General features: G+C 58.6%; 21 protein-coding genes and 4 pseudogenes. 16 read left to right on the plus strand and 9 right to left on the minus strand.

What is annotated here, in order from left to right:
* Window positions 1-89: 89 nt before the first annotated feature.
* Together FHT73_RS28105 and FHT73_RS28110 are read left to right on the plus strand one after the other, a co-directional pair.
* A pseudogene (locus FHT73_RS28105) lies at window positions 90-695 on the plus strand (ATP-binding cassette domain-containing protein); the annotation flags it as partial.
* Window positions 692-1,459: an ABC transporter permease gene (locus tag FHT73_RS28110; protein ID WP_112609641.1), complete on the plus strand. Its 768-nt coding sequence runs from the start codon at window positions 692-694 to the stop codon at window positions 1,457-1,459. The pseudogene FHT73_RS28105 and the gene FHT73_RS28110, both read left to right, overlap by 4 nt.
* 778 nt (window positions 1,460-2,237) lie before the next feature.
* Here the strand turns inward: FHT73_RS28110 and FHT73_RS28115 are convergent.
* Window positions 2,238-2,876, minus strand: coding sequence for an alpha/beta fold hydrolase (locus FHT73_RS28115; protein WP_183716309.1), 639 nt, complete (start codon window positions 2,874-2,876; stop codon window positions 2,238-2,240).
* A 192-nt stretch (window positions 2,877-3,068) separates the two neighbouring features.
* Here FHT73_RS28115 and FHT73_RS28120 point away from each other — a divergent pair, with 192 nt between their 5' ends.
* Together FHT73_RS28120 and FHT73_RS28125 are read left to right on the plus strand one after the other, a co-directional pair.
* The gene (locus tag FHT73_RS28120) at window positions 3,069-3,299 is read left to right on the plus strand and encodes a hypothetical protein (protein ID WP_183716311.1); all 231 of its coding nucleotides are present in this window, start codon (window positions 3,069-3,071) and stop codon (window positions 3,297-3,299) included.
* A 141-nt stretch (window positions 3,300-3,440) separates the two neighbouring features.
* Window positions 3,441-3,767, plus strand: coding sequence for a hypothetical protein (locus FHT73_RS28125; RefSeq protein WP_183716313.1), 327 nt, complete (start codon window positions 3,441-3,443; stop codon window positions 3,765-3,767).
* Between the two features lie 76 nt (window positions 3,768-3,843).
* On the opposite strand, the gene FHT73_RS28130 is transcribed toward FHT73_RS28125, so the two are convergent.
* Complete coding sequence (locus FHT73_RS28130; protein WP_183716315.1) at window positions 3,844-4,107, minus strand: hypothetical protein; 264 nt, start codon at window positions 4,105-4,107, stop codon at window positions 3,844-3,846.
* A gap of 272 nt (window positions 4,108-4,379) precedes the next feature.
* On the opposite strand from FHT73_RS28130, the gene FHT73_RS28135 reads away from it, so the two are divergent.
* The 5 genes and pseudogenes from FHT73_RS28135 to FHT73_RS28155 all read left to right on the plus strand — a co-directional run bounded on the left by FHT73_RS28135 (window position 4,380) and on the right by FHT73_RS28155 (window position 9,528).
* Complete coding sequence (locus FHT73_RS28135; RefSeq protein WP_183716317.1) at window positions 4,380-5,060, plus strand: HAD family hydrolase; 681 nt, start codon at window positions 4,380-4,382, stop codon at window positions 5,058-5,060.
* 1,114 nt (window positions 5,061-6,174) lie between these two features.
* Window positions 6,175-6,401 (plus strand): annotated as a pseudogene (locus FHT73_RS28140) (methyl-accepting chemotaxis protein); the annotation flags it as partial.
* A gap of 103 nt (window positions 6,402-6,504) precedes the next feature.
* Window positions 6,505-8,343: a sensor domain-containing phosphodiesterase gene (locus FHT73_RS28145; RefSeq protein WP_183716319.1), complete on the plus strand. Its 1,839-nt coding sequence runs from the start codon at window positions 6,505-6,507 to the stop codon at window positions 8,341-8,343.
* Between the two features lie 146 nt (window positions 8,344-8,489).
* Window positions 8,490-8,585, plus strand: a pseudogene (locus FHT73_RS28150) (IS6 family transposase); the annotation flags it as partial.
* Between the two features lie 448 nt (window positions 8,586-9,033).
* On the plus strand, window positions 9,034-9,528 hold the full coding sequence (locus tag FHT73_RS28155; protein WP_183716321.1) for a histidine kinase: 495 nt from the start codon (window positions 9,034-9,036) through the stop codon (window positions 9,526-9,528).
* Between the two features lie 6 nt (window positions 9,529-9,534).
* On the opposite strand, the gene FHT73_RS28160 is transcribed toward FHT73_RS28155, so the two are convergent.
* Window positions 9,535-9,804, minus strand: coding sequence for a hypothetical protein (locus tag FHT73_RS28160; RefSeq protein WP_183716323.1), 270 nt, complete (start codon window positions 9,802-9,804; stop codon window positions 9,535-9,537).
* On the opposite strand from FHT73_RS28160, the pseudogene FHT73_RS28165 reads away from it, so the two are divergent.
* Window positions 9,718-10,080, plus strand: a pseudogene (locus FHT73_RS28165) (hypothetical protein); the annotation flags it as partial. The gene FHT73_RS28160 and the pseudogene FHT73_RS28165 sit on opposite strands and share 87 nt — an antisense overlap.
* Window positions 10,081-10,152: 72 nt before the next feature.
* Here FHT73_RS28165 and FHT73_RS28170 read toward each other — a convergent pair.
* The 6 genes from FHT73_RS28170 to FHT73_RS28195 form a co-directional block, all read right to left on the minus strand.
* Entirely contained in the window at window positions 10,153-10,647 is a 495-nt protein-coding gene (locus tag FHT73_RS28170; RefSeq protein ID WP_183716325.1) for an RES family NAD+ phosphorylase, read from the minus strand.
* A gap of 9 nt (window positions 10,648-10,656) precedes the next feature.
* Complete coding sequence (locus tag FHT73_RS28175; RefSeq protein ID WP_112609663.1) at window positions 10,657-11,007, minus strand: antitoxin Xre/MbcA/ParS toxin-binding domain-containing protein; 351 nt, start codon at window positions 11,005-11,007, stop codon at window positions 10,657-10,659.
* A gap of 527 nt (window positions 11,008-11,534) precedes the next feature.
* Entirely contained in the window at window positions 11,535-12,506 is a 972-nt protein-coding gene (locus tag FHT73_RS28180; protein WP_112609667.1) for a sugar-binding transcriptional regulator, read from the minus strand.
* Between the two features lie 21 nt (window positions 12,507-12,527).
* Window positions 12,528-13,994: an FGGY-family carbohydrate kinase gene (locus tag FHT73_RS28185; protein ID WP_183716327.1), complete on the minus strand. Its 1,467-nt coding sequence runs from the start codon at window positions 13,992-13,994 to the stop codon at window positions 12,528-12,530.
* A gap of 65 nt (window positions 13,995-14,059) precedes the next feature.
* Entirely contained in the window at window positions 14,060-15,016 is a 957-nt protein-coding gene (locus tag FHT73_RS28190) for a transketolase family protein (protein WP_112609671.1), read from the minus strand.
* Window positions 15,016-15,825 (minus strand): transketolase, encoded by an 810-nt coding sequence (locus FHT73_RS28195; protein WP_183716329.1) that lies wholly within the window; start codon window positions 15,823-15,825, stop codon window positions 15,016-15,018. Before FHT73_RS28195 ends, FHT73_RS28190 begins: the two co-directional genes overlap by 1 nt.
* Before the next feature lie 214 nt (window positions 15,826-16,039).
* On the opposite strand from FHT73_RS28195, the gene FHT73_RS28200 reads away from it, so the two are divergent.
* The 6 genes from FHT73_RS28200 to FHT73_RS28225 all read left to right on the plus strand — a co-directional run bounded on the left by FHT73_RS28200 (window position 16,040) and on the right by FHT73_RS28225 (window position 21,965).
* A complete protein-coding gene (locus tag FHT73_RS28200) occupies window positions 16,040-17,023 on the plus strand; it encodes an ABC transporter permease (RefSeq protein WP_112609675.1) in 984 nt (327 codons plus the stop codon).
* A 111-nt stretch (window positions 17,024-17,134) separates the two neighbouring features.
* Window positions 17,135-18,064 carry a sugar ABC transporter substrate-binding protein gene (locus tag FHT73_RS28205; RefSeq protein WP_112413065.1) on the plus strand — a complete coding sequence of 310 codons (930 nt, stop codon included), beginning with the start codon at window positions 17,135-17,137 and terminating at the stop codon, window positions 18,062-18,064.
* Between the two features lie 28 nt (window positions 18,065-18,092).
* A complete protein-coding gene (locus FHT73_RS28210; RefSeq protein WP_112609677.1) occupies window positions 18,093-19,571 on the plus strand; it encodes a sugar ABC transporter ATP-binding protein in 1,479 nt (492 codons plus the stop codon).
* 21 nt (window positions 19,572-19,592) lie between these two features.
* Window positions 19,593-20,381 (plus strand): SDR family oxidoreductase, encoded by a 789-nt coding sequence (locus FHT73_RS28215; RefSeq protein WP_112413063.1) that lies wholly within the window; start codon window positions 19,593-19,595, stop codon window positions 20,379-20,381.
* A gap of 4 nt (window positions 20,382-20,385) precedes the next feature.
* Window positions 20,386-21,123 (plus strand): triose-phosphate isomerase, encoded by a 738-nt coding sequence (tpiA, locus tag FHT73_RS28220; protein ID WP_112609683.1) that lies wholly within the window; start codon window positions 20,386-20,388, stop codon window positions 21,121-21,123.
* A gap of 59 nt (window positions 21,124-21,182) precedes the next feature.
* Complete coding sequence (locus FHT73_RS28225; RefSeq protein WP_112609685.1) at window positions 21,183-21,965, plus strand: glucose 1-dehydrogenase; 783 nt, start codon at window positions 21,183-21,185, stop codon at window positions 21,963-21,965.
* Window positions 21,966-21,967: the final 2 nt, after the last annotated feature.

A 21,967-nucleotide genomic window follows, 5' to 3' on the forward strand; every position in this document is an offset into this window, starting at 1 on the left:
CCAATCCCTTGACCAAAGCCTGATCAGAAAACCATATTTAAACGTGGCTCACTTCTCGGTGGAAAAACCGGCTCTGTTCCGCGTGAAAACCAACAGACGGCAACCTGTCGGTATTCGGACGGACGCCATCCGAAGCCCGAAATAGCAGAGAAGTCGCCTTCGTCTTCCAAGAGGCGACCCTACTGCCATGGCGCACCGTCCGGCAAAATGTTGCGCTGCCGCTGCAAGTCGGGAGGAAAAGCGTCTCGCGCCCGGTCGAACCGAAGCCGGATCATTGGCTCGACCTCGTCGGCCTCTCCCACCTCGCTGATCGCTATCCGCACCAGCTTTCCGGCGGACAGCGCCAGCGCGTCGCCATTGCCCGAGCGCTGCAGTGCGAGCCGGACGTGCTGCTCATGGACGAACCCTTCGGCGCCCTCGACGAGATCACCCGCGACCGCTTGAACGATGAGCTGCTGACCATCTGGCGCAGGACCGGCGCGACCATCCTGTTCGTGACCCACAGCATCATCGAGGCCATCTATCTCGGCGGGCGCGTGCTCGTGCTGGCCGCCAATCCGGGGCGGGTCCAGGCGATGATCGACCTTGCACCGCTTAAGGATGAAAACGGCTTCTGCCGCCGGGAGAGTGCCGACGTCCAGGAGACCGCGGCCCATCTGCGCCGGCTGCTGCAGGAAGGGAGCCTTCCGGCATGATGCAGTCTCGTCTGTCCATGACCGAAACGGCCGCCCTCCCGTTGATCGGTGCCCTGTCGCTGCTCGCCGCCTGGCAATGGCTGGTGCCGGCGCTCGGTGTTCCCGCCTATATCGTGCCAACGCCGGCCGCCGTGCTGCGCACCTTCGCGACGGAATGGCGCTTCCTCCTGCTGAACGCCCTGCCGACCTGGGCCGAGGCAGCGCTCGGCTTTCTGCTCGGCAACGTCCTCGGCGTGCTCATGGCCGTCGCCTTTGCCTACAATCCACGCCTGCGGGCTGCCTATTTCCCGGTCGTCCTGCTGTTCAACACGATCCCCGTGCTCGCGCTCGCGCCGATCATCATTCTGATTTTCGGCTTGGGCATGTTGCCGAAGGTCATCATCGCAGCACTCCTCTGCTTCTTTCCAACCCTTGTGAACACGGCACAGGGCCTCAACCTCGCGACGGCCAACGAGCTGGAGCTGATGCATGTGCTGTCAGCTAGCGGTTTGGAAACATTCTGGCGGCTGCGGGCGCCGCGGGCAGCGCCGCTACTCTTTGCTTCGTTGCGCATCTCCGCCACCACCTGCGTCATCGGCGCCATCGTCGGGGAGTGGATCGGCTCGAATCAGGGGCTGGGCGCCGTCATCATCCAGTCGACCTTCAACTATCAGGCGGAAAGGCTTTTCGCCGCCGTCGTTCTCGCCTCGCTGTCCGGCATTGCCTTCTTCGCCCTCGTAGCCCAGATCGAGCGGATGTTTCATCGGCTCCAGCCGGGTGGATAATTGGGCGGCACGAGCGCGGTCGAGGCCGGCGGCCATCTCGTATCGCCGCCCTTCGTCGATTGTGAATAAGGATTAAAGAATCACCCCGTCGAGAAAGCGCTTAAGCTGCTGAAATAGATTTGACGTTCCGAAATATTGGCGGGTTGCGATCGGCGTCGGTCATGACCCTGCAAGTCACCTGCTTTTGCCATTAATTTCAAATCGTTGTCGGGACTTTCAACAGGGTCAGTGTTCCGAGCCTGATCAGAGTCTATAGCTCAAATGTGGCGCCCCAGCTGGTAATTGGCCAATGCTTGTCGCGTCCTTGGGCAACAGTGAAATGGAATTTGTTCAGCAGTTTCTCCCTTAAGAGCCACACCGTCTCGGTTAACTGTCGTCGAGTAACCTCCAATCCGAGATTGAAGGAGAGCATATTCTCCGACTTAAACATACAACCAGCCTCAACACGCTCAGGAGTAAATGGCGTGCGTACCCAGAACGACACGACTGCAGGCCATCGCATTTTTGTTCGCGGCGTGAGCACTACTGCACCGACGATAAGATAGGTGAATTCTACAGACATCGGCGGGGGACCTGGTTGGACGTGTTGCCCGATAGACCCGGAGGCCCTTTTGGCAAACTCGCCGCTCCAGTGGCCGACTTCGACTTCGGGCCAACCCATTTTAGTTGATTCCGCTTTTACACGTTTCGCCATACGTGACCTGACCGGGTGGGGACTTCTGCAAACCAGGTGTAAATGCGGCTATTCAGATACGCGTCAAGGCTAACATTCGGCGGCTTACGGTAGCCGCGAGGCCCATTTACCTACGTAGTCAGCGACTGCGGTGACATGCTCCGCAACCGAGAGGCCGGAAATAGCCTTTCTCGGCCGAAAATCGTGATCTCCATCCTCCAGCCAGAGAATTTCGATCATTTTGGAAAGCCCGTAGCCAGAGAGCTCCTCTCGCGATCCGAATAGATCACGTGTGCCCTGGCAGATGAGGGTAGGTGTCTTCATTTCCGCGAGATGGTCGGTCCGCAAACTGTCAGGTTTTCCGATGGGATGGAACGGGTAACCCAGGCAGAGCAGTCCGGAGATCTTTCCAGTATCGTAGAGGTCATCCGCGATCATGCTGGCCACGCGACCGCCCATGGATTTGCCCGCGATGACGAGGGTTCCTCGCGCACCGAGTCCATCGATCACAGCTTCATATTCCTGCTTCAGGAGTTCGGCGCGTGGGGGCGGCGACCGTTTTCCGGTGGAACGTCGTGCTGCCATGTAATCGAACTCGAACCGGACGACCCGCAGGCCCTTATCGGCAAATGCGGATGACATGTTTTCCATCCACGTCGTGTCCATTGCACCGCCCGCACCATGAGCGAGAACGATCGTGATCTTGGCGTCTTCAGGGCCGGTGACGAGGAAGTCGTGTGACATTCGGGTTCTCTTAGTTCGAGGCACTCCTCTCATAACAATGGGAGAGCCGCTGGAGAAGAGGCGGTCGCGATCTACACACCGAGGGCAACAACGATCATCCTTGGCCGTGGCATCGACTTGTCGTCGATGCGATTACATCCCGGATCTAAAGTGGTTGTCACGCCACACGAGCTAAGACACGGATGAATCAGCATGGACGATCCAGTTCGGAAAGCAATATACGCCGGGATTGTCAGCGTCTGTTTCTCTGACCCGGCAACTGGCGCGAAGCTGAGCCGTTTGGAGCTTCGGCAAGGGGTCGACACGCGCAGAGCATTCGAAATCGGTGACGGTGCGCTCATATATAGTCGAGAACACGTGAAGGCTCTGACGTTGGCTGGCGTGAAAGGTGCATTGCTGGCTATCGCCGAAAATACGCCTTAACCGAGGTCGGTCAGATCAAATCGGCTCATGGTGAGGATGAACTAGAGTTCGGCATATTGTCGAAGCTGCTCGCTGGCATTCGCCCCCAAATCGGGGATATCATGGCTGCCAAGCATTTCGCCGAGCAAGGGGAGAGCCATTATGGGCGGTATCAATATCCATTGTCCACCGTTCGTCGGACGCGACAAATCCGGGACGCCGTTTGAGGCGGTGTTGGCTGAGATTTCGGAAGGAGCCGGACCTGAAGTCGAGAGTGTTGTTCGAGGAATTGATGAGGCGCTTGAGATAGCGAGCGATCATATCCTCATTGCGCCCGCCGATGCGGCCAAGCTTATAGACCCCTTGCGAGTTTGGATAGAACGCAAGACCAACGACCCTCGACCGCTGTTCAGCGAATGCGCAGAGGACCTGTTGGAAGCCTGTCGCGCAGCCGTCTCGAATGGTGGAGCAGTCGCGCTGGTTTGGTAATGCACTGTTCTGCGGGCAAGCTCAATCGCGGTGCCTCTTCAGTGGTCCTGCCGAAGGCGCTTTTTATGCTCCGCGCCTACGAAGCCTTAATTGCGGAATGCACCGAGATCTTCGCCAGCTCCAAAGCATCCCGAGATAGCCACTGGTGCGCCGAAATTGCAGCCTGAAGCTCAGGAAGCGTACGGTTGCCTTCCCTGAACAAGGTGACAACGGTGGCGGCCGCGATTTCGTACTCCGGGGCGGCACGGTCGATACCGATTGAAGTTCGCCACTCCTCGAGTGCCTGGCTGATGATGTCGAGTTCAACGGATCCGAACGTCGCATTCACAAAGTCTCTCATTGTCTCTCCCGAAAACAAGCGGCAGAGAGATGGGAGCCGTCGTAGCCAATGTCAAAGGGATAACGACGATCGAGTGCTGTAATCAAATATTCACCATGACTTGCGAGCTTTACCGCACCAGGCAGTTGAATGCTCGGCAATCGGGCAGGTATTGGTTCTGCGTCACCTGCCCAGCAGGCCTGTCACCGCTTTCAAATTTCTCCGCGTTGACGAAGCGGCTTGTCATAAGCATGGATTATGCAAGGCGAGTGACTGAGAGTTGAGGGGGCGGCGTGGTGATAAAAGCAATCCTGTTCGACCTCGACGAGACACTGTTGGATCGGCGTTCAACGGCAGCTGAATTCTTGCAGATGCAGTATCGTGAACTGGTCGCCGGGCAGTTCGGTGACGCTCTGTCGCAAGATCAGTATGCAGCACGCTACTTCAAACTCGAAGAAGAAGGCCTCGTAAAAAAGTCCGACCTTTACCCTGCGCTTGTCGCATCATTCGGATTACCTGCTGAGTTGTCAGGTCCGCTCCTCAATCATTTCCGTTTGCGTTATCCCGAAATGGCTCGCCCGATGAACGGGGCACGTGAAGCTCTTCAAACCCTCCGGAAGGTGGGCCTGCCTTGTGCGATTATCAGCAATGGCGAGGGGGGCGTCCAGAGGAAGAAAATTGAGGTAGCCGGTCTCGCAGACCTGATTGAATTTGCTCTCATATCCGGCGAAGTAGGTATTCGTAAGCCCGATCGTCAGATTTTCGAAATGGCTGCAGAAAGGCTAGGCCTGCTTCCTTCGGAATGCGTGTTCGTCGGAGATAATCCGACGGCGGATGTGTTGGGGGCTCTGAATGCGGGAATGAGTGCGGTGTATTTCGGGGAAATCGAAACATGGCCTCTCGAACTGCCCAAGCCAGACTACACCTGCAACTCTTTGGGTGACGTCGTGGCGCTCATAGCGACTCTCGAATAAGGTTGGCCGGGAGCGTCAGCGGAGCTTGTCTGCATCAACCGGTTTTCTCAAATATCGCTGACGAACCACGTCATCCATTCTCCAGATTTCCGCAGGTTTGAAGCCGCAGCTCTCACATCCAACGCACACACTGAAGCGAGCGTGCTCGACTACGGAGCGTTGGCAGGCACATATAGGCACGCTGGCGGCATAACGTCGATTGTCGCGTTTGGCGATGATGGTCTAACTTTGCAAGTTGGATCGCTCAATCCAGTTCCGCTGGTGCCAAGTGGTGAAAGGACCTTCAGTTCGCCTGCTCCTGGCCTTCACGTCTCCTTCTCGCAGGCTGGATCTCCTGGAATACCTGCGCTCATCCTTCGCCAATTCGGGTCGGAGTTTCGTTTGCAGCGTGAAGCGCTCGATCGACATAAACTTTGAATCTAGCCGTCCAACCACCGATGTTCTGGGTTGCTTCAAAAGCGGTGAGGGGAATGCGAATGCTATCGAAATGGAGCGTCATCACGCGACTGGCACTCGTCTCGGGTCTGCTGGCAATAAGCGCAAGCGGGGCAGCCAGGTCCGCGTCAGTGACGTCTGCCGCCAGAGCCCCGCGTGCGAAGCCTGGCCCGAGAAGGATCAAGACCAAAGCAGGTGAATAAGCCAGACCCTTGAAAGTTCGCCAAATGCAATGCTGAACCCGCTTCGCGCGGGCTTTGTCTTCGCGAAGCTTGGAGCCAGTCAAAAAGGGCTGGCCGCCTACGCCGGCCTGACGACCACAGTATCCTCCGGCACAGGCATCCGCCCATCCTACGCGCAGTTCCAGCCACCGTACTGGCAGGTTCCTCGCCGCATCGGGCGGAAAGCCTTGATCGAAGGAGCGGCGGCACGATTGACGCGAACGCACCGGAACGCCAGTAGCACCAACCCAAACGGGTAGCTCAACTAAACCAATGGTAGATGCTAATATTCTAATTGCCGGCCTGAATGCCACCCTCGGGTTGGACAGTGCAGCGTCCGACGGTTGCCCCTTATATTGCCGTCGGACGCACCCCTCTCGATATCGCCCTTTCCTCATCGGTGCTTCCACCACACGCTTGGGTCGATGTTCTATGGCTCAGAGTTATTCCAGCAGAGCATGCAGCTCGTCGGCGATACCGGAACGGTCTCGAGACCATCGTGGCGGAGGTGCAGGAAATCAAGCACCATGTCTCCGCAATCGTGGAATCAGCTCAAGAGCAGTCTTCCAGGCTTCAGCAGATCAACACGGCCGTCAATCAATTGGACCAGCATACGCAGAAGAACGCGGCTACGGTCGAAGAGGCTATAGCTGCAAACTACAGTTTGGCTAACGAGGTTCGAACACCGGAAAGCCCCCATTCAGCAAAAACCATTGAATTTCTGCCCGGCGATAAGTAATTTGCAATCTTAGCTAGGTTCAATGTCTTCCAGCCGCATGGAGACATCAATGTTACTGGGCCTGCAGAACATCATCCTCAGAATGGTTGCGCAGGGCGACGAGCTCCAAGCGACCTTGGAGAGACTTTGCGTCGAGGTCGAGCACCTCTTGCCGGGCGCTGTTGCATCGGTACTAACCTTGGATGATCAGGGACGCCTACACCCATGTGCTGCGCCCGGCTTGCCTTTAAGCTACTCAATGGCGCTTGATGATGTTGAAATCGGCCCGGCTGTCGGTTCGTGTGGGTCTGCGGCATTTTTTGGCGAAGCGGTGATCGTTGATGACATCGAGCGAGATCCTCGATGGGCGGATTTCAAGGCCCTCGCATTGCCGCACAGCCTCAGGGCATGTTATTCGAGCCCGATCTTTGGTAGCAAGGGCAAAATCCTTGGCACATTCGCACTCTATTTTCGGTGTGCGCGTACACCATCTTTGCTTGAGCAAGCTATCGTAGAAAGCTGTTTGCCGCTTTGCATGATTGCGCTGGAGCGGCACGAGCGTTTGCGGGAGCACCGCCGACTTGCCTTCACCGACATCCTGACCGGGCTACCAAATCGCGCAAAGTTCAACGTCGCGATGGACGAAATGTCGCCGGGCGACTGGGCGCTTCTGCTTGTCGACGTCGATAATTTGAAGATCGTCAACGACACATTCGGCCATGCGGCGGGCGACGACCTGATTGCATCGGTCGCACGAGGGTTGCTGAGCGTCGTCAGCCCTCGAGCCGTCTATCGTCTGGGGGGCGACGAGTTCGCAATCGTCCTTGATCACGCTTCGGTCACTGAAGCGGAAGAAATCGCCACTGAATTTGCCCGGAAGGTCCATCAGCCGACTATATGCGCCGGTCATACGGTGTTTCCATCTATCACCGTCGGAATCGCGCATTCTGAGCAAAGACATTCGACTGAAGAAATCCGCCATCTCGCCGACCTCGCCCTTTACCATGCAAAGGACACAGTTCGCGGCAGCTTCGTTACCTACGACGCGGCTCTGACTTCGACAATCGCAAAGCGCTACGAAGTTGTGCAGACCGTCGCGGCGGCCTTGAGGGACGAACGAATCGAAGCTTGGTACCAACCGATCGTCCGCATCGATACCGGAGAGATCGTCGGCGTCGAAGCTTTGGCGCGCCTACGTCTGGCGAGCGGCGAAGTGTTGCCGGCCGCCCTTTTCCATGAAGCAACGAAAGACGCCCATGTGGCGGCATCCCTCACACGCTTGATGATCAACTGCATTTCGAAAGACGTCGGTCACTGGCTTAGATCGGGCATTCCAATCCAGCATGTGGGCATCAATCTCTCAGCCGCGGATTTTCAATGCGAGGATTTTCCGCAGAGTCTCCAAGCCGCGTTCGAACGAGAGGGAGTTCCGCTCCATTATGCAATTCTTGAGGTGACCGAATCCGTTTATCTCGGCGGACGAGATCAGATCGTTGCCAAGAAGATAGCCGCGATGCGTGCGGCTGGCTTCAAGATTGCGCTGGATGACTTCGGCACTGGCTTTGCCTCGCTCACACACCTGATCACAATCCCGGTCGACCTGATCAAGATCGACAAATCGTTTACCGATCGTTTAGGTGACGATGATGTCGGCATAGCAATTGTCGAAGGCATACTCCACATCGCCAAGCGAATGGGAGTCCCTGTGGTCGCAGAAGGTGTGGAAACCCCAGCGCAGGCCGACATACTCCTGGCCCGTGGCTGCACCCTTGGCCAAGGCTATCTTTATGCCAAGGCGATGCCCGCGTCCGAAATGGCTGTGCTGCTCCGGACCCACGGTCAGAAGACGGACAAGGTCGTCGTTGAAAAGCCACAGGACGGCCTGCGGCAAGTTGGCCGGTCGCGTTGACGGGGCGCGTGCGCGGCAAGTCGATCCTACTCAGACAGAATGGCTGGGTAAGAGGTTTGCGTGCTGCTGACCGAAGGCCGGTGGCACTGTTGCAAAAACCGCGTTGATGTCCGAAAGAGGGCCGCAGATTTTCAGCGAGATTTTTAATGAACGATTTCAAATGGCGTCATTTTGAGGACGTGATTATCCTTTGGACGGTGCGATGGTATTGCCGCTACGGCATCAGCTACCGTGATCTCGAGGCCGACCGCAAAGAGACGATCAGGCCCAACTTTGAAGATTGCCGCGAGCATCTCCTTAATTGCCTCCGTGGGGCCGGCTGAGGTCGAGATTCTACCAGGCCCTTCCCCCAAAAGTTACCTCGGCAAAGGGCGGACAGGACTGTGAAATTCTTTGTTATTTCCCACCGACTCCGGCTATCGCAAGATGGGAATTGGCCTGAATTCTTGTAAGAAATTTCACATCCGAGGCCTAAATATCATTACATACTTATCAAGTATGAGCAAACGGCCAGCGATTAGAAATTGTTCTGTTGTTTAGCGCGTCAATAATAACTGAATATATATCGGTTTGGATTATTGCAGTTAAATTTGCTACTTTGTTTGGCAAAATGTTTACGATCTTAACATGTTGCATTTAGAAGTCTCATGGCCGTTCTGTATATCGGTTTTAAGTTCTAAGGATTCTACCATGAAGAAAATCTTTGCATTGGCCTTGTTTGTACTAGCGTCTCCTTTCGGGGCGCAGGCTGCGACCTTGACATTTCCCGGTGACAAGCCCGTCGCAAGTATCACCATTCCGGATAGCTGGAAGCCGGAGGAAACCGACGGTGGCGTTCAGGGGACCTCCGACGATTCTGCGGTCTACCTTTCAGTCGAGGTCGCCAACGGCAAATCCATGGAGAAAGTTGTTACCGGTGCAATCGATTTTCTCGCAAAGAACAAAGTAACGATCGACCCATCTACCCAAAAGGAGACACCTGCAACCGACGTCAACGGTATGCAGATGGCCACCCTGGAATGGGATGGCAAGGATGAAGACGGTCCCGTTAGCGTCGGCTTGCTAATCGCGCAGGTGAGCGCTGACAACGCTCTCGTCGTGACGTACTGGGGAGACAAGGGCGAGGAAGATAAGCACGATGCTGAAGTCAAGGCGATCATCGCCTCGATCAAGCCGGTTGAGTGACCGTATCTATGGCAGCGGTGAAGTTATCGCCGCTGCCACTGGGTTGTCGAATACCGCCGCGAGTTGACCTTCGGGGGGCGGATTAAAAGTTGGACTGATTTTCACGTTAAGGCCGAGACTTTTTCGGTATTCGATGGGGCTGAGATGATGCAGGCGTAGACCTTCAACTGGCTGTTCGGCGGTGCCAGCGCCGGCAAGGTTCGTTTCCTGATAGGCTCGTCGGAGACGATAGGCACCGGCGTCAATGCCCAGCTCAGGCTCAAAACGCTCCAGCATCTCGACGTCTCGTGGTTGCCATCGCAGATTGAACAGCACGAGGGACGGATTGTCCGCCAGGGCAATCAGCATGAGGAGGTCGATATCTTCGCCTATACTACCGAAGGCTCGCTTGCCGCCTCGATGTGGCAGAACAACGAGCGCAAGGCGCGGTTCATCGCCGCGGCACTCTCCGGCTTCACCTCGATCCGGAGGCTTGAGGATATTGGCAAGGGTACCGCCGACCAATTCGCCATGGCCAAAGCTATCGCGTCGGGCGATGAGCGGTTGATGCAATGATGGGTCGGTCGCGTGGTCATCCGCGGCAGGTTTTTCCGCGGCGAGATAGGTGGTGTGCTGCGCAGATTATCATGACAGTCGGTGTTCGTCGTCGATCAGGATTAGGCGGCTAGGCGGTGTGCTGCCCCACGTCCAGAGGACGAGATTGAAATCGTCGTTCGTTGCAGCGGGTGCGAAGCTCTTTACGAACAGCCCGCAACAGCCGTCGGCAGCAAGCTGGCGCGCGAAGGCTTGTGTTTTCGCCTCACCCGAAACCTTCATCTGGTCACGCCATGTTGGATCGGCGAGTGCCTTCGCATCCATGTCCCGCGCCCGAAGGGCCGCGTCGTCCCGGCAGTCGAACACATGTTCGATATTGGCATCATAGGAAACCAGCGTCGTCGGTTGCAGATTTCCGACCTGATTGGTTTCCTTCAGCGCCGTCATGATTGTCAGCGACGTATAGAGGGCCGGCACGCCTTTCGGGTTGAAGCGGCCGCCATAGAGTTCCGCGCCGCGTCCCGACAAAGGCTCGCGAGCATAGATCGGGTTGAGCGCCCGGTACAGCTTTCCGTGATACTTCATCGGCGGGGGTTATGCGTGAATGCCGGCGTCGACCGCGTCGATATAGTCGAGCACCTCGTCGGCGCGACCGTTGCGGACCAGTTGCATCGCCGTCTGACCGGAGAAACCAGACAGCGGCTCGGAGCGATACCAAGCGTAGGCCATCAGCGCCGAGCCGAAGCGCGGTTCGACCTTATTGACGATCTCAATCATCTCCCGCAGGCGCCGCTGCGTTCTGTCGGAGCGAATACGATCCTTACGTTGGATCGCGTCTTTTCCAAGTCCGGCAGTGCGCGCGATCTCTTCGCTGGTCGTGCGAAATGCATCCGCGATCTTGCGTGGTGCGAACAGCCCATCGTCTGCATATTGGGCGATGCCCATGATCCGCCTCCATCTTCATAGTGCCATTAATATAGACGCTATATAGCGTCAATAATGGCGGCATTCAATGCCTTTCGGAAAAAATGAGGGAGGACGGGAAAACTCCTCTCGCAGATTGGTGGAATTGTCACTGAATCACCGCCACGACATCGCTCGCAGCATGTGTTCCGTTTCGTCTCCATGGCGTCAAATGGCGCGCGAGCAATGTCCGCCTCATCTTGGTTAACCTCGCCGTCGATCTGATCCTCGGTACGCACATCGGCACGCAGCCGGGTGTGCCTCGACTGATGCCGCCGACTGGCCTGGTCACAGCTCCGGCGAAATCCCTCTAACCAGGGGAAGCTATATCTTGCTATTCTGGGATGTCGGTCTGCTTCCGGCCCCTATGTCGGTCATTACATGCCGGAAGGGCTAATGTCCGCTACTGGGGAATTTCAGACGGTTCGCTTTCGTAACAACCCGGTCGCCGGTTCTAATCCGCTCAAGGCGGCTAATCTAATCAGCGGCAGGACGGACGTCCGCGGACACTATGGGTGGGATTGGTCAGCCTGGCCGATTAGCCTCTGTGCCGTGAATTTGTCTGTCACCAGCGTGTCGATCACGCCCACTCGCAACGCGCCGGCGATTGCCGCGCTCTTCTTCGCGCCCCCGGCCAATGCAATAACGCGGTCGACGCCGTGGAGGTCTTCGAGCGGAAGGCCGATGACCCGGTCGTCGAGCGGGGTTTTCACAGACTTTCCGTCTTTGTCGAAAAAGCGAAGTGAGATGTCGCCAACGGCGCCGGCCTCGGCGAGATCGGCTAGCTCGCGTGACGAGAAGATGTTTCCGGATCGGCTGAGCAGCTCCGATGGTTCGACTGCGCCAATACCGACGATCGCCAGCGTAATGCTGCCAAACAGGTCCATCGTCTCGCGAACGAAGGGATCGGCTTGCATGAGGAGCTTCGCCTCGCGCGAGGAGGTCACGCCTTGAACAGGAAGAAGTTTGGGCTCGGCGCCCGTTAGGCGGGCCAAACGCGTCGTCAACTGCGTCGCGTGCGTCTGGACGGAAGGGTCGCCCATCCCGCCGAGCGTCTGCACGACGTATTTTGCCCGAGCGCTCTTCTGCGGATGGATGTTTTCGACCATCTTGAAGATCGTCTGGCTCCAGCTCGAGACGCCGATGATTTCTCCGGGGGACAGCGTCAATTCGAGCAGATGGGCTGCCGCCTCGCCGATGCGCGCCATGATCGCGCCATCGCGATCTTCCGTGCATTCGACGACGATTGCTTCCGGAAGGCCGTATTTTTCGCGTAGCCCGCTCTCGAGTTCGCTATAAGTCCCGACCGGAGGGATGACGCTCGTGCGCACGATGTCTTCGGCCTCTGCCCGTTTCAGCATTCGTGAGACGGTCGCTTGCGACAGTCTCAGATGCTGGGCGATTTCCGCCTGTCGTCGCCCTTCGATGTGATACATCTGGGCCACTCTCGAAATCAGGCGGAGTTCGTTGAGGCGGGACATGGGCAATTCCGGCTTGAATGTTTATTCACACTTAGCCGGTGTCGGGCGCGCCGTCGAGCGCGCGAGCGCATCATTCCACGTATTCAATAAACCGGCACGGTCCCGAGCCTCAGGAGTGATTGCCCGAACGGCCCGGGGAAGGGACGCGATTGTGTCGAGATCCTTCCACAGACCCAACGAGAGCCCGGCAAGATAAGCGGCACCAAGCGCCGATGCCTCCGGCGCTTCGCACTGGATGACGGCATGCTCGATAAGGTTTGAGACGCTTTGCATCAGGAAGCGGTTCTGGCTTGGCCCGCCGTCGACGTAGAGCGCGCCGAGCTCGCCTCCGCTTTGGGCGCGCATCGCGGCGATCACGTCATGCACTTGGCAGGCGATCGAGTCCGTCACGGCGCGCGCCATCTGCGCTCTCGTCGTGGAAAAGTTGATCTGCGAAAAAAGAGCCCGCGCCTCCGAGTTCCAATAGGGTGCTCCGAGGCCGACGAAAGCCGGGACGAAGCCTGGGCCGCCCGGTTCTGCGGTTGCGGCGAGTTCGACCAATGCCGCAACGTCGGCGAGCCCGAGGATCTCCGCCATCCACGGCAGGCTGGCGGCGGAAACGAGGATATTGCCTTCGAAAGCGAAGGTTGGCGTTCCGCCGATCCGCCAGGCAACGGTCGTCGTGATGCCGTTGCGCGGTGCGATAAATGCGGGCAGCGTCTTCATGACGGAAGACCCGGTACCGAAGGTCACCTTTCCGTCGCCCGGTTTAAAGGCGCCGTGGCCGAAAAGCGCCGCATGACTATCACCGATAGCGGCGCGGATCGGCGTGCCATCGGCAATGCCGGGCAGCCCTTGCGTGGATCCGAAATCGGCTGAACTGTCGAGCACCTCGGGTAGGAGCCCGACATCGATGCCGAAGATCTCGCCGAGTTCCTCGCTCCATTTCTGATGTTTGAGGTCAAACAACTGGCTACGCGCGGCGTTGGACGCATCGCAGACATGCCGGCTGCCACCGCTCAGGCAATGAATGAGCCAGCTGTCGATGGTCCCAAGCCTAAGCCGCCGGCCGGCTGGAGCACGGTCGAGAAGCCAGCGAAACTTCGCGCCAGGAAACATCGGATCGAGCGGCAAGCCGGTCAGCGCTTCCACACGCGATAGATGGCCCTCGCCTATCAGGCGTTCGCAATCGCTAGCGGTTCGCCGGCACTGCCAGCTGAGCACCGGGCCGAGCGCATCGCCGGTTTCGGCGTCCCAGACGGTGACGGATTCGCGTTGATTGGAGATAGCGACCGCCTCGACGGTGACTTCGCCGGCCTTCGTCAGGCAGGCCTCGATCGCTTCGCAGACGGAAGCGAAAATTCTGCGTGGATCTTGCTCCACCCAGCCCGGCTGCGGATAGGAAATTCCAACCGCGGCCGAGCCTCTGGCAAGGATCTCTCCAGCTTCGGAAACCAATACGGCCTTGGAATTGGTGGTACCCTGGTCGATTGCCAGAATTGCCCGCATCGTCGTCTCCTCACATATAGGGCCGGGGCGGATGCGCGCCCCGGCTTATATAATCTGCTACTAGATTATTTGCGCTTGAGCAGCGCGCCTGCGGCATCGGCAATTGCTATAGGCGCCATGCCGAATTCGTCGAGGAGGAATTCGGCCGAGCCCGTCGGGGCGTAGATACCGGGAACGCCGAGGCGCTTCATCGGCACGGGTGCATTGTCGACGACGACTTCGGCTACGGCCGAGCCGAGACCGCCGAAGATCGAATGCTCTTCGGCCGTCACGATTGCGCCCGTCTCGTTGGCTGCAGCTATGATTGCCGCCTCGTCGATCGGGCGGACAGTTGCCATGTTCAGGACGCGAGCCTGGATTCCGCGCTCGGCCAGGATCTCGGCGGCCTTCATCATCCGGTGAGTCAGCGTGCCGTTGGCAATCAGCGTGACATCGGAGCCTTCGCGCAGCAGGTTCGCCTTGCCGACTTCGAACTTGTGACCTTCGGGCAGCAGATCCGGAACGCCGACCCGTGACAGGCGCAGGAAACAGGGACCGTTGTAGCTTGCGGCCCATTCGACGGCGGTGGCCGTCTCGATGCGATCGCAGGGGGCGATCACCGGAAGGTTCGGCAGCACGCGGGTCCAGGCGAAATCCTCGATTGAATGATGGGTCGGCCCGAGTTCGCCGTAAGCCAAGCCCGAGGAGATGCCGACGAGCTTGACGTTGGCATTGGAGTAGGAAATGTCGGCCTTGATCTGTTCCAGCGAGCGGCCGGTCAGAAATGGCGAGGCACCGCAGACATAGGGCAGCCGCCCGCCGTTTGCGAGGCCGGCGCTAACGCCGACCATGTTCTGCTCCGCGATGCCGACGTTGACGAGGCGTTCGGGAAACTTGGACTTGAAACCTCCAAGCTTGGAGGAGCCGACGGAGTCGTTGCAGACGGCGACGATCGTTTCGTTTTCGGCCGCCAGGCGTTCAAGCGTCGCGGCGAAGGCATCGCGGCAGTCGTGAAGCTTCGGTGTGTTTAAGGGCGCGTTCATCAAATTGCCTCCGACAGTTCTGCCAATGCGATTTCATATTGTTCCTTGCTCGGAACCTTGTGGTGCCAGTCGACTGTGTCCTGCATGAACGAGATGCCGTGCCCCTTGTTCGTGTGGGCGACGATGCAATGCGGGCGCGATCCGCGGCGCTCGAGCGCGGGAACGACTTCAGCCATAGAGTTGCCATCAATCTCGGTGACGTCCCAGCCGAAAGCCTCGAGCTTTGGGCGTAGAGGGGCGATATCGTTCGTGTCGGAGAGGGACGCGCCCTGCTGGAAACGATTGTGATCGACGACAAGCGTGAGATTGTCGAGGCCGAACTGGGCGGCCGCCATGATCGCTTCCCAGTTCGAACCTTCCTGCATCTCGCCGTCGCCGGTGATGACATAGGTGTGGTAGCGCGCACCTGATAGCTTTGCGGCTTTGGCCATCCCGACAGCGACAGACAGCCCGTGTCCGAGCGGCCCCGTATTGGTCTCAACGCCGGGAACCTTGTTGCAGTTGGGGTGGCCGTTCAGCCGCGAATGCGGCTTGAGGAAAGACGAGATTTCCTCTTCCGGGATGAAGCCGCGCTTTGCCAGCACGACATAGAGCGCGCAGGCCGTATGACCCTTGGAAAGGACGAAGCGATCGCGATCGGGGTTCTTCGGATTATCCGGCCAAACCCGCAGCACTCGAAAATAGAGTGCTGCCAGAAGATCGATCACCGACATTTCTCCGCCGATATGACCGGCGCCGGCTTCGTAGACGGCCTGTAGGTCGCGCACACGGATCTGTCGAGCAACGCGCTCAAGGTCGGTAATCTCCATGATATTCCCTCATAGTGCATAATTATTCAGATCATGATATTTTTGCACAGCGATCGGTTTAGTCAAGCCCCATTGCGGCGTTTCAATAATTGATGCGGCTGGAGAACGGTAGTTGACAGGCTTTCGTCAAGTTGTTACGAATTTTCCACCATGCTTGAATATTTATTCTTATATGAACAAATATCAAGGTAACGTCGCAATTGCAGGAGGAACGATGGTGGCGGTAGATATCCAAGACCGGGCTCATTCGTCTGGGACATGGCGCAGCAAGCTCACTGGAGCCACGGGGCCGCTTGTCGGCCTTTTTCTTCTTTGCCTGTTCCTGACATTCACCACCGACGCATTCCTGTCGCTGCGCAATGGCTTGAACATTCTCGACCAGATCACCGTGCTCGGCATCATGGCCGTCGGCATGACCTTCGTGATCTTGATCGGCGGGATCGACCTGTCGGTCGGGTCGGTTCTTGCGCTTTCGATGATGGTGATGGGCTGGACGGCCAATACTGCCGGCCTGCCGCTCGGCGCCGGTATCGCACTCGGATTGCTGGCCTCGGCGACCAGCGGGCTCATCGTCGGTCTGGTCATCACGCTCTTCCGGGTGCCCGCCTTTATCGCGACACTTGCGATGATGTCGGCGGCGCGCGGTGTTGCCAACATGATCACCGACGGGCAGCAGATCGTCGGCTTTCCAGACTGGTTCATGATGCTGGCGATCGACCGCCATTTCGGTGTGTTGACGGCAACTGTTTTTCTGATGCTCGCCGTTGCGCTCATCGCCTGGCTGTTTCTACATTTCCGGTCGGAAGGCCGCATGCTTTATGCCGTGGGCGGCAATCCCGAGGTTGCGCGCCTTGCCGGCATAAACGTGCAGATCGTCACGATTCTCGTCTATGTACTGAGCGCGATTCTCGCGGGCCTCGCCGGCATCGTCCTTGCGGCTCGCCTCGACTCCGCGCAGCCGTCCAGCGGTTTCGGCTATGAACTGGACACGATCGCTGCTGTGGTCATTGGCGGGACGTCGCTCTCGGGCGGCACCGGCGGCATTGGCGGCACGCTGATTGGCGTTCTCATCATCGGTGTCCTTCGCAACGGCCTGAACCTGCTCAACGTCTCCCCATTCCTGCAACAGGTCGTCATCGGCATCGTCATCGTTCTGGCGGTCGGCGCAGAGACAATTCGCAGACGTCGGGCTGCTTGAGATTTCGGCCCGGGAGCCGTGCGGGCCAAGCATATTCCTCTCCGAAAGGTTGGAGCGGACTACGACCCGATGGGGAGGTACCCAGGGGTTCATCAAAATGGAGGAAAGAAAATGAAACTTGCGCGTATTCTTTTGACCTCGGCCGCCGTTCTGGCCGTCTCGCTCGGCTCGGTTCAGGCCAAGGAAGCTAAGAAGATCGGTCTCGCCGTCGCCAACCTGCAGGCAAACTTCTTCAATCAGATCAAGCAGGCCGTTGAGGCCGAAGCCAAGGCGCGCGGCATTCAGGTTGTAACGGTCGATGCGAAGGGCGATGGCCCGACCCAGATCAACCAGGTACAGGACCTTCTGACGCAGAAGATCGACGCCCTCATCTACATTCCGGCAGGTGCGGCAGCCGCAACCGTCCCGGTGAAGCTCGCCAAGCAGGCAGGCATCCCGGTTGTCAACGTGGACCGCAACGCTGACGGCGCGCCGGGCGACACCTTCCTTGCAACGGACTCGGTTGCATCCGCGAAGGCCGTTTGCGACTACATCCTCAAGGAAGCTGGCGGCAAGGGCAAGATGGTCATCATCCATGGCCAGAAGGGCACGACGCCCGAGCTCGACCGCTCAAAGGGATGCGCGGATTCGCTGAAGGCCAATCCGGACGTGAAGGTCGTCGCCGAACAGTATTCCAACAACTGGTTCCAGGACGAGGGCTTCCAGATCATGCAGAACATGCTGCAGGCCAATCCGGACATCTCCATCGTCTTCGCACAGGCCGACGCTCTGGCGCTCGGCGCCGCCCAGGCAATCAAGGTCGGCAATCCCTCCCAGAAAATCGTCGTCGGCGGGTTTGACGGCGACACCGCGGCGCTCGAAGCGCTGAGCAAGGGCGTGTTCGACGTGACGGCTACGCAGCAGACGCAGAAGATGGGCCGCGATGCGGTCGCAAATGCCGTTAAGCTCGTTGCCGGCGAAAAGGTGCCGCCGGTACAGCTTCTCGACGCGACCCTGACGACCAAGGAAAACGTGGCTGGCTTTATCGCCAACCACCCGTGATCAGTCGATATCCAGAGGAGGTAGTGTCGTGACCGAGCCGGTTCTTTCCCTCAGGGGCATATCCAAGCGCTACGGAGTGCTTCAGGTTCTCAAAAACGTGGACCTGGACGTATATCCCGGCGAAGTGGTTGCGCTTCTCGGAGAAAACGGCGCCGGCAAATCGACGCTATCGGGCATCATTGCTGGATCGCGGACACCCTCCGAGGGCACGATGACCTGGCTGGGGCAGCCCTATGCCCCGGCCACCCCACGCGAGGCGATCGACAAGGGTTTGGTGCTGATCCACCAGGAACTCCAGCTTCTGCCGCATCTTTCGATCGCCGAGAACGTCTTCATCGGCCGCTGGCCGATGAAGAATGGAGTGGTCGATCGCAAGGAGATGGTTCGCCGTGCTCAGGAACAGCTCGCCCGGCTCAACCTGCACATTCCGGCGACGCGCAAGGTCGCGGGCCTGTCGACCGCCAACCAGCAGCTCATCGAGATCGCCAAGGCTCTCGCGCTAAACGCGAAGCTGCTGATCCTCGATGAGCCGACAGCGGCCCTTGGCGGGGCCGAGACGGAAGCTCTCTTTGAGCAGGTGCGCAAGCTTCGCGCCGAGGGCGTCGGCATCATCTACATTTCGCACCGCATGGAAGAGATCAAGAAGATCACCGACCGTATCGTTGTTTTGCGTGACGGCGAGCGGGTTCACGAATTTGCCGACAGCTCGACGCAGGTGCGTACAATCGTCGAAAGCATGGTTGGGCGCTCTCTCGATCGCTTATTCCCAACACTTCCAGTACCGACCGACCGGCCGGTGCTTCAGGTTTCCGGCCTATCGTCGCCGGAAAAATCCTTCCGTGATGTCAGCTTCGACGTTCATGCGGGTGAGATCCTTGGCATCGCCGGTCTCGTCGGCGCCGGACGCACCGAGCTCGTGCGGGCGATATCAGGTGCCGATCCCGTCAGTTCCGGCACGATCAGGCTGGAGGGCGAAGCCCTGAAGCTGCGCAGTCCTGCAGACGCGATTGCCCGCGGCATCGTCATGGTCCCCGAAGACCGCAAGCAACAAGGCCTCGTCGTTTCGCACAGGATCGGCGAAAACATTATCTACGCCAATCTCGACAAGCTGGGCGGGCGGTGGATTACTTCCGCAGTCAAGCGTGCCTTCGCCGATAAAGCGGTCGCCAAGTTTGGCGTCAAGGGTCGCGCCGAGCAGTTTGCCTCGGATCTGTCCGGCGGCAACCAGCAGAAGGTCGTCATCGCCAAGTGGCTGATGCGCGATCCTAAGGTTGTCGTACTGGATGAGCCGACGCGCGGCATCGATGTCGGCGCTCGCGCCGGTATCTACGACATCATCGTCAACCTCGCTAAACAGGGCGTTGCGGTCATCGTCGTCAGCTCGGACCTCGAGGAGATCCTCGGCGTTTCGAACCGCATCCTCGTTTTGGCGCAGGGCAAACAGGCGGGCATTTTGAACCGGGACGAGGCCAACGACGTCTCCGTCATGGAACTGGCGACAATCTAAACAAGACAGAAAGGAAGAGCGGTGTCGGACGTCACTCTCAATGCACCGAAACTATTCGATCTCAGCGGCCAGGTGGCTATCGTTACCGGCGCCGGCAGCGGTATCGGCCAACGTATCGCCATCGGCCTTGCGCAATGCGGCGCCGACGTCGCACTTCTCGATCGTCGCAGCGATGACGGCTTAGCGACAACCGCAGGCCACATCAGAGCTGCCGGCCGTCGCTCGATCGAAATTGCCGCTGACGTCACGAACAAGGGATCGCTCGCCAATGCGGTGGCCCGAACCGAAGCTGAGCTCGGACCTCTTTCGCTGGCTGTGAACGCGGCGGGCATCGCCAACGCAAACCCGGCCGAGGAAATGGAAGAAGACCAATATCAGGCGTTGATGGACGTCAACCTGAAAGGCATCTTCCTGTCTTGCCAGGCAGAAGCGCGCGCCATGCTGAAGAATGGCCGCGGCTCGATCGTCAACATCGCCTCCATGTCCGGCGTCATCGTCAACCGGGGGCTCAGCCAGGCGCATTACAATGCGTCCAAGGCAGGTGTGATCCACCTGTCGAAGTCGTTTGCCATGGAGTGGGTCGACCGCGGCATCCGCGTCAACACCATATCGCCCGGCTATACGGCAACGCCGATGAATACGCGGCCTGAAATGATTCATCAGACGAAGCTCTTCGAAGAGCAGACTCCGATGCAGCGCATGGCATCCGTCAATGAAATGGTCGGTCCGGCAGTCTTCTTGTTGTCCGAGGCCGCAAGCTTCGTGACGGGCGTCGACCTGCTCGTCGACGGCGGCTTCTGCTGCTGGTGATGCCATGCGAAAGCTGATTGCGGGCAATTGGAAAATGAACGGTCTCGTTTCCTCCCTGGCAGAGATCGAGGCGCTGAAGGGGCTAACGGGTAGTGCGGCCTGCGATATCGTCGTCTGCCCGCCCTTTACGCTGATTGACCGCGCTGTTCGGCAGGCCGTTGGCTCGCCCCTTTCGGTCGGAGCGCAGGATTGCCACGCGCAGGCGAACGGAGCCTTCACTGGCGATGTTTCTGCCGAAATGCTCGCCGACAGCGGCGCGCGCTACATTATCCTCGGGCATTCCGAGCGTCGTGTCTCTCACGGCGAGGATGACGAGATTGTGCTTGCAAAGGTAAGAGCCGCCCATCGCGCTGGTCTGACGACCATCGTCTGCATCGGCGAGACGCGCCACGAGCGCGACGAAGGGCGGGCAATCGAAGTGGTAAACGAGCAATTGGCGGGGTCCGTCCCGGGTGAAACCGACAGCCGCAACCTCGTCATCGCCTACGAACCCGTCTGGGCGATCGGGACCGGTCTGGTGCCGACGCATGAACAGATCGAAGAGGTCCATGCCACCATTCGCAAGGGGCTCGAGCAGCGTTTCGGACACGATGGCGGTGCCGTTAGGATCCTCTATGGCGGCTCCGTCAAAGGCGTCAATGCTGCGGCGATTTTCGGATTGCGCAATGTGGATGGCGCTCTGGTCGGCGGCGCCTCGTTGAATGCGTCGGACTTCGCCGAGATTGTTCTGGCAGCCACGTGAATTTGAGCGGGCACTCCGGTTGAGGAGCGCGTACAGCCGCATCCTGGAAGGAAAAGAGAATGCAACGCTTCGAAAACAAGACGGTGGTCATAACCGGCGCAAGCCGTGGCATCGGTGCCGCGATTGCCAAACGCTTTGCCTGCGAGGGCGCGAACCTCGTTGTCTCTGCCAACGAAGACAGCGTTCATGCAGTTGCCGAGCAGATCAAGGCAGACGGCGGCAAGGCGATCCCCTTCGTCGGCGACGTTACCGACAAGTCAAGCGTCATCGCGCTCTATGACGCAGCGGAACAGGCCTTTGGCACAGTAGACGTTTCCATCCAGAACGCCGGTGTCATCACCATCGCCAAGATCGAGGACATGACCGAAGGGGAGTGGGACAAGGTAATGGCCGTCAACACGAAGGGCGTATTTCTCTGCGCCCAGGAAGCGATCGCCCGGATGCGCAAGCATGGTCGCGGTGGCCGCATCATCAATACAGCGTCCGGGCAGGCTCGCGCCGGCTTCATCTATACGCCGCACTATGCCGCATCAAAAATGGGCGTCGTCGGCATCACCCAGAGCCTCGCCAAGGAAGTTGCCACGCAGAAAATCACTGTCAACGCTTTCTGCCCAGGCATCATCGAAACCGACATGTGGGCCTATAACGACCAGGCTTGGGGCAAGCTGCTCGGCAACTACGGCCCCGGCGAACTGATGAAAGAATGGGTCGAAGGCATTCCGATGAAGCGCGCAGGCTCCGGCGAAGACGTGGCCGGCCTCGTGACCTTCCTTGCGAGCGACGATGCTGCCTATATTACCGGCCAGACCATTAACGTCGACGGCGGACTGATCATGTCGTAATT

It is taken from the genome of Rhizobium sp. BK098 (genome assembly GCF_014193155.1).
GTDB lineage: Bacteria > Pseudomonadota > Alphaproteobacteria > Rhizobiales > Rhizobiaceae > Rhizobium.